The 12,315-nt window shown below is 41.1% G+C and carries 7 protein-coding genes; 1 reads left to right on the top strand and 6 read right to left on the bottom strand.

The window, feature by feature from the left end:
* The 3 genes from H4075_RS08730 to H4075_RS08720 form a co-directional block, all read right to left on the bottom strand.
* Window positions 1-942 carry a dihydrodipicolinate synthase family protein gene (locus H4075_RS08730; RefSeq protein ID WP_182805988.1) on the bottom strand — a complete coding sequence of 314 codons (942 nt, stop codon included), beginning with the start codon at window positions 940-942 and terminating at the stop codon, window positions 1-3.
* 99 nt (window positions 943-1,041) lie between these two features.
* Window positions 1,042-2,634: a RagB/SusD family nutrient uptake outer membrane protein gene (locus H4075_RS08725; RefSeq protein WP_182805987.1), complete on the bottom strand. Its 1,593-nt coding sequence runs from the start codon at window positions 2,632-2,634 to the stop codon at window positions 1,042-1,044.
* A gap of 21 nt (window positions 2,635-2,655) precedes the next feature.
* Window positions 2,656-5,931: a SusC/RagA family TonB-linked outer membrane protein gene (locus tag H4075_RS08720; RefSeq protein ID WP_182805985.1), complete on the bottom strand. Its 3,276-nt coding sequence runs from the start codon at window positions 5,929-5,931 to the stop codon at window positions 2,656-2,658.
* A 172-nt stretch (window positions 5,932-6,103) separates the two neighbouring features.
* On the opposite strand from H4075_RS08720, the gene H4075_RS08715 reads away from it, so the two are divergent.
* Window positions 6,104-6,811: a FadR/GntR family transcriptional regulator gene (locus H4075_RS08715; protein ID WP_182805983.1), complete on the top strand. Its 708-nt coding sequence runs from the start codon at window positions 6,104-6,106 to the stop codon at window positions 6,809-6,811.
* A gap of 7 nt (window positions 6,812-6,818) precedes the next feature.
* Here H4075_RS08715 and H4075_RS08710 read toward each other — a convergent pair whose 3' ends face one another.
* The 3 genes from H4075_RS08710 to H4075_RS08700 form a co-directional block, all read right to left on the bottom strand.
* The gene (locus H4075_RS08710) at window positions 6,819-7,901 is read right to left on the bottom strand and encodes a sulfatase-like hydrolase/transferase (RefSeq protein ID WP_182805981.1); all 1,083 of its coding nucleotides are present in this window, start codon (window positions 7,899-7,901) and stop codon (window positions 6,819-6,821) included.
* Window positions 7,902-8,027: 126 nt separating this feature from the next.
* On the bottom strand, window positions 8,028-10,952 hold the full coding sequence (locus H4075_RS08705; RefSeq protein WP_182805980.1) for a GH92 family glycosyl hydrolase: 2,925 nt from the start codon (window positions 10,950-10,952) through the stop codon (window positions 8,028-8,030).
* Window positions 10,953-10,968: 16 nt separating this feature from the next.
* Window positions 10,969-12,291, bottom strand: coding sequence for an alpha-L-fucosidase (locus tag H4075_RS08700; protein WP_182805978.1), 1,323 nt, complete (start codon window positions 12,289-12,291; stop codon window positions 10,969-10,971).
* Window positions 12,292-12,315: the final 24 nt, after the last annotated feature.

Below are 12,315 nucleotides of genomic sequence, written 5' to 3'. Positions count from 1 at the left end.
TTATGCATTCACTGCCGGTTGTAAGCGTGATGAAAATTCTGCGAAACCGATCTGTTCTGTTTCTTTTTTAAATGCTTCAAATTGTTCAGCGTTCATATTCTTCACCGGTAAACGAAACTCTCCGCAATCAATACCCAACAGTTTCATATAAGCTTTACCTGTTGCAATACCGCCGTACTTTCCTAACAAGGTAATCATATCGATCGATTGTTGCTGTAACGCATTGGCTGCTTTTAAATCGCCATTATTAAATGCATCAATCAATTGGTAATACAACGGCGCTGCATAATTAAACGTGCTGCCTACCGATGCTTTTGTACCCAATGCCAACGCAGGCAACATATTTTCATCTCTGCCCCACAGCATATCGTACTTGCCATCTTTAAAATTCATACACGAAAGAAAATCCATGAAGTCTTCATGTGTGTATTTGATGCCGGCGAAGTTGGGCATAAGATCGTCTACTGCTTTTAACAGATCGATCATCGGAAAATTCACTCCCGTTAATACCGGAATATGATAATAATAAAACGGCATATCGGGTACTACCGATGCTACCTCACTGCAGGCTTTTGCCAGCATCTCAACCGATGCCGGTTTAAAATAAAACGGTGCTGTAAACGAAATAGCATTTAAACCGATCTGCTGTGCATGCAATGCAAGTTCTTTGCAGTCGGTTAAACAGGTACCGCCCAGCAACGGCATCACAATAAAATCGTGATCATTTTTTGCAACTGCAGCCCATGCTTCGGCCACTGCTTTCTTTTCGTTTAATGATAACGAAACCCCTTCACCTGTTGAACCGCAGATGAATGCTCCTTTTACACTGTTTCCCTTAAGCATTTCGTAATACGATGGAATGACAGCGAGATTCAATGAACCATCCTGGTGCATCGGTGTAAACGGCGCTGCAATTAAACCTTCTAAATGTTGTCTGTTCATACGTTCGGTTAATTCGTAAAAATTAATAAAGATTTTTTAAAACCGGGAGCAAGACTACTCCCGGTTAAACTAACTGCTGATTATGAAAATTAAACGATACTATGTTCCCGGATAACCTGCATTTTGTTCCAATGTAGGATCCTGATTTAATGTTGTTCTGTCAATTGGCCACAACAGCTTATACTCCTGTGTTGCTTTTGTAAGCACACCAATTAATGGAAGGTCTGTTCTGAATGCAAGCGGATCACCTGTTGCATCCTGCATGCGGCGCAGATCGTACCAACGTTTTCCTTCAGCTACAAACTCTTTCCCTCTTTCTTCGAAGATGGCAATTTCATTTGCTTCAAAACTTCCGTTTGCATACACAGGATATGGATTTGCACCATAACCACGCTGACGAACAGCATTGATCTCAACAGAAGGATCCTGTCCCTGCTTATTTTTTATTTCTGCAAGGATCAACATTGCTTCAGCCCAACGATAAACAGGTACATCATCTGCAAAACTTCTGTTGGTGCCATCCATTGTTCCTAAGAACTTACGCAGGTTTACAAATTTATTTGTTGCTGTTGATGTTGGTGTACGATAAAAATCAAAGAAGGTTGCTCTTGCACGCAGATCAGTTGCAGTATCATATTTTGCAAACAGATCGTACTTGTATTCGTAACGAATGATGGTGCCACCACCTGCAACTTTTAATGGATCGGCTGCTGATGCACCTGCCTGATCTGATGTTAGAGGCGCTCCGCCAACCGTAACAAAACTGCTCATGGGATCTGTTTGCGCATAAATAAACTGACCATAGTTGTTGGTTGCTTCACCTACCTGGTAACGCATGGCAAAGATCACCTCATTGTTTCCTTTATTGCTGTACTTAAACACATCAGCAAAAACATTTTGTTTTGATGTGCGTGCAATTACATCTTCAACTGCTGTGCGTGCTGTTGTAAGATCGACTGTTGTAGTTGTTGGTGCTGCTCCATCGATCTTTACTTTCGCACTCCACAAATACACTTCAGCCTTCAACATTTGTGTTGCAAGCAGCGACCATAATGATTTGCTGAACTTACTCGTATAATTCGCATTGAAATTGGTTACTGATCTCTCTACATCAGCTTTAATAAAATCCAATGTTTCTTTTTCTGTTTTTGTACGGGCAAGAAATGCCTGCTCAGAAGATGTTGGTGTGCTCGTTAATACTTTCGGTTCTGTAGCCAATGGCACACGTCCATAAGTGCGGTACAAATGAAAATAATAAAATGCTCTTAAACCATATGCCTGGCCGAGATAATATTTCTTATCGGCTTCCGGTAAAAAATCTGCTTTCTCCACGTTATAGATAAACAGGTTTACCTGGAAGATAGGGCCGTATAATCCTGCCCAACTTGAAAAACCGGGAGCCGACTCACGCAGATCCTGGCGGATAATAGCTGCGGAGTTGAGCGATGATGTGCCGGTTGCACCGGTTGCATCCTTAAATACACCACCACGAAGTTCGCCCATATTGAAAAATGTAAACTGGAAACCCCGTAGCTGATTGTGTAAACCAACCATCGCACCATCTACCTGTGCAGCTGTTTTCCAGAAGTTGCCACTGGCATAATAATCTTCCGGAGCAAGATCTAATTTTTTGCAGGCGTTTACAGAAACGATCAACGTCAGCAATAACAAACCGTTTAAAATCTTTTTCATCTGTATAAATATTGACATGAATTAAAATGTTACCTGTGCACCAAAGATGATAATACGTGGAAGCGGATAGCCACCAAAACCTGCTGCAGAGTTTGCAATACTTCCTGATTCAGGAGAGTACAAGGTTGCTTTACTTAAATAAGCAACGTTCTGCATGGTTACTGAGAAATTAACGCCCTGGCTTTTGATCATGCTTGCCCATTTTACCGGCAGTGCATAATTGATGTTGATCTCACGCAATGCGAGGTAATCACCTTTTTTGTAGAACATGCTTGACTCACGCAAAACATTGTTCTTGAACAACTGATCAGCCCAATAGTAAGTAGGGAATTTTGCATTCACATTTGTTGGCGACCATGTGTCGTGCACATCAGTAATGGTGTTGAATGTACCCTGTGCATTACCCATAAACCATGCACGTGGACCATCATATGCAGTAAAGCCCAGCGCATAATCGAAACGTGCACTCACTGATAAACCTTTCCAACGTGCAGATGCAGTGAAGCCACCGGTGAAACGTGGAACAGTGCGACCCATGTATACACGATCACGAAAATCAATGGTATCGTTTTGATCAATGTCTTTCCAACGTACATCACCCAATGCAATCGGGAAATAACTTGAACGTTGTGCAGGTGTAAGTGCAGCATATTTACCGGTACCTAATAAAATTTTTGCACCATTCAGATCAACACGGTTGGCATATGCATCCAATTCAGCTTGTGACCGGAACAATCCATCTGCTACGTAAGCATAGGCCACATTCGGATCCTGTCCTTGCTGTATACCACCTACCCAGATCATTTTCTTTTGTGATGGATCCCAAATCTGGAAACCACCCTGCCTGTTATTTTCTAAACCATTATTTGGCAGTTGCAATACTTTGTTTGCATTGTAAGCAAAGTTGGCTGCAAAACTTACATCCAAATCTTTTTTACGAATGATTGAATAGTTTACATCAACTTCCACACCCTGGTTCTGCATACTACCGTTATTGGTTGTTAAACTGGTGATACCGGAAGTAGCTGGAAGATTAAAGCTTGAAATTTTGTTTGATGTGATGCGCTTGTAATAAGCGATCATAAAATCAATTTTACCTAACAGGTTTCCTTCTGCACCCACTTCATAAGTTGATGAGCGTTCCCATAACAGATCAGGAAATGGTGGAGTTGAAAAGAGATATCCTGTTGATGTATTGTAACGGTTCACACTATAACCACCTTGCAAGCCATAAGCACTAATGCCACTTACATTACCATTTTGTCCATAGCTGGCACGAAGCTTTAATGCATTGATCCATTTTACATTGAAGAAATCTTCTTTGTGCAGGTTCCAGCCAACAGACACACCGGGGAATGTTCCCCAACGGTTGTTGATGAGTTTTGAATAACCATCGCTACGCACTGTTGCAGTAAGCAAGTACTTCGATTTGTAGTCGTATGTAGCTCTTCCAAAGAATGAAAGAATACGCTGACGTTCGTGATATGAATCAACAGAAGGTTGTGTTGTTGCATCACGACGAACATATTGCAGATCAAGAAAATCGTCTGAAGGTGCTTGTGAACCTGAAGCCGATACACCATAAGCGTATGTATCATAATATTCTGAACCTGCCATCAGATCAAGATCATGATCGCCAAAACTTTTATTGTAATCGATCACTGCATTATACGTTTGACTTAACGTACGGCCAAACGATGCAGCCGATGAACGTGTACGGTTAATGTTACCGGGACTTTGCAGATAATCCTTATTGAAACTTTCGTTATAACCTTCATCATAAAACAGGTTAGCACTTGTTTTAAGCCATAGATTTTTCAGCAGATCAATTTTAAATCCTTGCGACATCGTAAACTTATCACTGTTGTTATTACGAATAAATTTATCATCATTCACCAATGGATTACCATCACCAAAATCACGACCAACCAGCAAATCACCTTTCTCATTACGTCCACGCATGGTTGGAGGTGCACCTAATGAACGTGACAGATAGTTACCTTCTGAATTGGTAACAGGATCACGCCATTTTGCATTGGCGAAGTTTAAACTGGACGTAGAAGTTAACCATGAACGTATTTTATATTCGCTGTTCAACACAAATGTGTAACGGCGATAAAATGTATTGATGGGTAAACCTTTTTCATCATACATGCCAAAGCCTGCATAATATTTTCCTTTATCGTTGCCGCCACTCATTGATACATTGTGATCCTGAGTTAAACTGTAAGGACGCAATGCATAGTCTTTGTAATTAAAGTTATTGAAGATGAGCGTATCTGTTCCATTAATCGGATCGATCATCGTTTGCCAACCATCGCCGAGCTTATGACGATTTGTATTATCAAGTTTCATTGTGCTCCACACGCCAAGTGAATTTACATTACCATCAATAACGTTACCGCTCCCATCAAGAAAACGATTACCGGTGCCGAATGGACCAGCAGCCGTTAATTGTGATAAACGTGAGGCATCATATACACCTGAAGTTTTCACTGCAGTTCTCGACCAGTAGAGATAATCTCTTGCATTCAGAAACTCAAATGGAAGATTCAAGCGGTTAATACCAACTTTAGAACCTACTGTAATTTTTGATGTACCTGCTTTACCTTTTTTAGTAGTGATAAGAATTACACCATTGTTGGCACGTGCACCGTAAATAGCAGTGGCCGATGCATCTTTCAATACTTCCATTGATTCAATGTCTTCCTGGTTTACTTCAAAGAAACCAGCACGAATTAAACCATCTACCAAAACCAATGGCGAACCTGAACCATTGTAATTGGTACCACCACGTAATACAATGCTTGGCACGGCACCAGGTCGACCTGAAGTTTGTTGCACACGTAATCCGGGAATAGTTCCGGCCAAAGCAGATGCAGGGTTTGAACGTACACCTGTTTGCAACACTTTCGGATCGAGCTTACTCACCGAACCTGTGATCTTTGATTTACGTTGTGTGCCATAACCCACAACTACTACCTCGTCCATTTTAGAAGCAGACGACTGCAGTTGAATAGTGATACTGTTTGCATTTTCCACTTTTACTTCCTGCGGCACAAAACCCACAGAAGAAATAACAAGTATATCGCCGATAGCAGCCTCAATGCTGAAACGGCCTTCAGCATCGGTTTGCGTTCCGGTGTTTTTTGCTTTTACAACAACCGAAGCGCCGGAAAGGCCTGCATTATCATCTTTCGATATTACCTGTCCTGAAACTCTGATGGATTGAGCTCCCGCCAAAAATGTGAGAACCGAAAAGGTGAGCATCAACCCGATCTTTAAAAATACTTTCATACAGCAAGTTTTGTTTTATTTTTGTATTATGTATGACATAATAAAATTGAAACAGTTTTGTGACTTGACCAAAAAAAGTTTTAAACTATTTTTAAGTAATTAATAATCAATGCAGATTTTAAGACAGAACCGACAGCTTTTCCTAATTTTGAATAATTAAGTAGTACATAATATGGCGAACGCACTTTTAAACGGACACTTTAAGACCATTGAAACCAGCAGTCTGGTAGATAAAGTAGAAGCCAACCTGGTGGAGTTACTTCAACAACAAAAGCTGAAAGTTGGCGACAGTATTCCCAAGGAAATTGAATTAGCGGAGGCTCTTGGTGTAAGCCGTACGGTTATTCGTGAGGCGTTGCTTCGTTTACGACTGATGGGGCTGATTGAGTCGAAGAAAAAGAAAGGTTCGGTTATTACAAGCCCTGATATATTCGGCAACCTCAGTAAGAGTATGAATCCGCATATACTCGACCCTGGTACGTTGAAAGAAGTATTTGAAATACGGTTGGTTCTGGAGATCGGGATGGCTGATTTTCTTTTTCACCGTATTACAAAGGCTGACATAAAAGAATTGAAACAAATTGTAGCAAATGAGCCGCCTGCGGCACAAGACCATTTATTTAATGTAGAACATGAAATTGCATTTCATGGAAAGTTGTATGAGATAACAGGCAATGAAACAATGAAGAAGTTCCAGAAAATGTTATTACCTGTGTTTGACTATGTACATAACAGTGGCTTGTTGAAAAAACAAACAGCACTCAAAACATTCGTATCGCACAAAGAATTGGTAGGGATACTCGAGAACGGAACACCGGAGCAATTCCGCAATGGCATGCGGAATCACCTGGAGAATCATTTTGCGAGGATATTTCAGTAGCAGAAACTTATTGCTGTACTTCTTTTATTGCATTTGCTATCGGATGCTTCGCTGTATAAGTAACGCCTAACAACTTCGAAATAGTTTGTGCAAATTGCTGCTGGTAAAATTGCTGAGTGGCTTTTAACTCTCCCTTTGCAGGAATGCCTGCCCCTACTGCAGCAAACCAAATTTCAGATGCATCTTTAATAGAATTGCCATGACTTGTCCATTCAGCTTTTACAACATCTCCTCTCCCATGATCGGTTGTAAAAAAGATGGCTGTTTTATTACGGTAAGCAGGATCGCTTTGTACATAATCCCATAATTGCTTGATCCATGCATCCACCTGGTGCGCCGCATCAAGGTAAGAACGATACTGACCAGCATGCGCCCACTCATCTGTTTCACCATAGGCGATGTATAAAACTTTTGGCTTCTTCGCTTTTAAATGTGTGAATGCTGCATAATGTGTAAATACGTCCTGGCATTCATCTTCGTGCCAGGGTTTATATGAATCTTTCAGCATTGCATTCACCATTTTTTGCTCTGATGACAGCGGTGGAACAGCAGCAGTGTCATACGCAGATACAACAGGAAAACCACAACGCTCTTCATTTAAGATGCGGTCGAACGCTTCCCAAGCTCCAAAAGCAGCTACTTTGTTTTTATATAGAGGTTGCTGATGTAAAAACTCAAGCAAGGTTACATGCGGATTGGGTTTGTATGAATTGGAATTGATCGCCGTGTCTGCATAACCTGTCATGATCTCACTATAGCCGGGATAACTGAACCAGTAAGGATTGGCGTTATTCACTTTGTTGTTATGCGTTCGGTTGCCATACAATTGTCCCTTCGCAGAAACTGTTGACCAAATAAACGGCATCAGTTTCTTTCTTCTTTCTTCCGGCGTTGCAGCCCAGTAATGTTGATAGATATACGCACTATCTCCTTTATGGAATTTCTTATTATTTGCAATGGCAGAATCCATGCCTTTGTACAGTTCCTGCCATCTTAAACCATCAGTGGTAATAATAATAATATTCTCTGCTTTTTGTGCCTTGCTGCAAAGCGCCATTACAACAAACAGGAAACCGGAAATAATACGCATACTTTTCAAATTGATCTGATTGAATAAAAACAACAACCAAACTTACTTTTTTCTTAACTCAATATTCAATGCAAACGGTTGAGCAGAAAAATACTTTATGAAACAGAACTACTTTAGCACTCAGACCTATTTTACGATGACCTCGTCAATAAAAATATGCGTAGGCGATCCTGCACTTTCGTGCCAGGCAGGTAACTGTCCGCCGGTTTTCGCACGTACACGAATATAACGTGCGGTTGTACTTACGGTTGCACCCAACTGTTGCACAACGGGCCCGGGAACATCCATACCAATTTTATTCACTACCGTTGTTAAGCTTGTAAAATTCTTACCATCATTACTCACTTCAAATATCACTTCACTGGGGAACACAATCCACGGACTTACCTCCTGTAGTACATTCACCGCAACATATTTCACAGGTCTTACTTTCTGCAGATCAACTACTGCAACAAAATCCTTTGCAAAATAACTTTGCCAGTCGCCGGTTTTCCAGTTGGCATCACCAATAATGCCATCGATCAAAGCATCTTTACCACCTGCAGTGTACATGGGATGAACTTCACTCAGTACAGTTATGCTTCTGTCGCCGGGTACCTTGTAAAACTTCTGTGCAATTCTCGCACTTTGCTTTCCATTCTTACTTGCAAAAAGTTCGATGTTTGAAGTTTCAGTTATAGCAAATGGTTTTTCGTAACGGAAAAACCTGGGCTTTGCAGCACCATTTACAATTGCATAATAGATCTCAGCTTTAGGATCAAGATGTTTCAACGTAACCGACAAACTGTTTTTGAATTTATTCGTGTTCATTTGAAAGAACGGAACAGCTACAAACTGTTCATCATTTACGTTCGATGAAGGGATATCTGCTTTGTTGCTGCCACGTGTTTTGTTGGCCGTTGCACTCATTTCAAAAATCAATTCACCACCATTCTCCACGTCTGTATTCCTGATAAACGTAGCTGCATGTGGTTTGCCGTTCAACTGCACATTGTTTACATAGAAGTTTTTCGCTGTTCTGTTCTTTGCCGTGATGGAAAACGTTTTACCATTCTCCAAGTGAATCTTAACTTCATCGAACAAAGGCGTACCCAATGCATACACACCGCTGCCGGGTGTTGGTTGATAGATACCCATTGCACTCAAAACAAACCAAGCACTCATCTGTCCGCAATCTTCGTTACCGATTAATCCGTCAGGATTGTTGGGATAAAACTCAGTACAAATTTTATGAATGAGCTCCTGTGTGCGCCAAGGCTTACCTGCGTAGTTAAAGAGATAAGCCATGTGATGACTTGGTTCATTACCATGTGCATACTGACCGATCAATCCTGTAACATCAGCCTGATCACGACCGCTTAGCGTTTGGTTTGTAGTAAAGAGTTCCTCGAGTTTGCGTACGAAATTTTCTTTGCCACCATACAGTTTGATCAAACCATCAATATCCTGTTGTGCAGAAAACGAATAATGCCAGGAATTTCCTTCGGTGAAAAAGTTATTGACTTCCGTTGCATTGAATGGCGAAAACCAAAAGCTCTGCACTTTGCCACGAATATGATACGTTGCAGGATCGAAGAGATTCCGATAGTTCAATGCACGAGCCGCATATTTTTTAGCTACTTCTTTGTTGCCGATCCATTTTGCAAATTCAGATATACACCAATCATCATACGCATACTCCACCGTCTTCGATGCACTTTCATGATCGTAATCGTTGCTTACAAAACCCTGTCTGCCGTATTGCGTTAAACCATAACGGCTGCTTTCTGCATAGCTCGTCATTGCTTCCAATGCCAGCTTCGTATCAAACCCTTTGATTCCCTTTTGATACGCATCTACAATAACCGGCACCGAATGATAACCGATCATACAAAACGTTTCATTGCCACTCAGCTCCCACACAGGTAACATTCCGCCGTGTTTGTATTGCGCTAAAAATGTATTGATCCAGTCGGCTGTTCTTTTTTGATTGATGATGGACATCAACGGATGTAATGCACGGTGTGTGTCCCATAAAGAGAATACCGAATAATTCGTAAAGCCATCCGCTTTATGCACATTCAAATCTGTACCCCGATATTCTCCGTTTACATCCGTATAAATATTCGGTGCAAGCGATGCATGATACAAGGCAGTATAAAAAGCTACCTGCTGATCTTGTGTACCACCTTTCACTTCAATCTTACTCAACTCTTTGTTCCACTCATCTTCTGTCTGTTGCTTTACCGTTGCAAAATTCCAATGCGGAATTTCAGTATTGAGATTAAGCTTTGCGTTTTCCATGCTTACGCCTGAAATACCAACTTTAACCTGCACAGCTTTATCGCTGCTTACATCAAAGCTGAAATAGGCTTTGATGTTTTTACCGCTGGCAGAACGGATGTTATTTTGCAACACATCGTTCAACGCAATGCCAAACTCTTTGATCGGTTTTTCAAATTTCATGTGGAAGTAAAGTATCTGATTAGTTGCCCAGCTTTTGCTGCGGCGCATACCTCTTACTTCATATTCGTTGACTATTTCAAAAGATGATTCCAGTACTTCATCCCTGTGTTTCAGATCGAGTAACACTTTTCCTTCTGTTGCAGCTGCATCAAATGTATACTGATGCATACCTGAACGAAAAGATGTAGTGAGTGCCGCATTGATGTTGTGTTTCTTCAACAACACTTCGTAATAACCTGCATGTGCCTTTTCGTTTTTGTGTGAGAAGGTTGATGCGTACTCACTGTTCTTCCATTTCACTTCACCTGTAAACGGCATCAGCAACACATCGCAGTAATCTGCAATACCAGTGCCGCTTAAATGTGTGTGCGAAAATCCATACATAATACTGTCGCTGTAATGATAACCACCACAGCCATCCCATCCTTCCAATCTTGTATCCGGACTCAACTGCATCATACCAAACGGCATGCTTGCCCCGGGATACGTATGCCCATGCCCACCTGTACCAATATACGGATTAACAAGTTTTGCATAATTTGTTTGTGCATTTACTAAAACACTCAACGTAATAAAATAAAAAACAAACACTACTCTTTTCATCATCTTAAATTTTCAATTCTTAATTAAATCCACCTTGTCCACGATAAAGCTTCACCGGCTTATCGAGTTTTACTTTTACAACAGTGATGTACTTGTCCAATGCATTTTGCGGAACATTTACATATACAAGACCGGGCACATGGCTCCATGAAATTTTGCCAACGATCTTGTGTGTGAGTTTTGTATTACTGCCCAGCACAGTGATGTCCTGAATTTTATTATCCAGTCCTTTGATCATGATATTACCACCCGAACTTCCGTGCAGGAATAAATACAACGTTGAGGAATCTTTCGATAATGTTGTTGGACCATAAAAATGTCCCATCGGAATACCACCAATGGTATTGAAGATCGCTTCACCGTTACGTTTGTTCCATGCACCCAGTTCTTTCAACACATTCACCTGTTCAGCAGGGATGGTTCCATCTTCCATTGGTCCCATATCAAGCAACAGATTACCACCATTTGAAACTGCATCAACAAAAATGCTGATTACTTCATAAGGCGTTTTCCAGTTGTTATCATGATGAAAGCCCCAGTTATCATTGGTGGTCATACATAATTCCCACCAGTTGAATTTCGGTCTTACTACAGGAAAATTCTGCTCAGGTGTATCATAATCGCCATAGCCCTGCAAACGTCCGTTGATGATCGCATTTGCATTACCAGCCAGGATCATACTTCTGACTTTCTGCGATTCCCATTCTTCCGCACTGCGTTCCCAATCACCATCAAACCACCACAGATCCGGCTTGAACATAGCGTTGATCTCTTTGATCTGCCCCTGAAAAAAAGAACGGTAGCGATTCCAGCGATCATAATCGTTGGCGATTTTATAACGACTGCTGTCGTTTAAGAAACCCGGATAATCAGGATGACTCCAGTCGAGCAATGAAAAATAAGCGCCGCATTTGATGTTGCGTTTCCGCAGTTCCTCAAAGAACGGTTTGATCATATCCTTTTTTGCTGGAGTTGCCTGTACGCTACTCAGCTTGTTCATTTTCGTATCATACATCGCAACTCCATCGTGGTGCTTAGTGGTGATCACGGAATATCTGGCACCGCTTTCCTGTATGAGATCGGCCCATGCAGCAGGATCATAATTTTTCAAGGTGAATCCTTTCAGCTGTTTCATATAATCGGCATAGCTGATCTTTTTGTTATGGAAGCTCCACGATTCATCAATACCATTCACCGCATAAATGCCTGCATGAATAAAAATGCCAAGCTTTGCATCGGCAAACCACTGCATTTTCTCTTTGATAGCTGCCGGATCTGTTTTTTGCTGCGCCTTCAGCTTTACGGAAGCAAGCAGTACAAGTACAATCAATAATTTTTTCATTACTATATATTATTTAACTGACTA

The organism is Lacibacter sediminis (assembly GCF_014168535.1).
GTDB classification, from domain to species: domain Bacteria; phylum Bacteroidota; class Bacteroidia; order Chitinophagales; family Chitinophagaceae; genus Lacibacter; species Lacibacter sediminis.
This window is presented reverse-complemented; position numbering and strand designations above follow the sequence as displayed.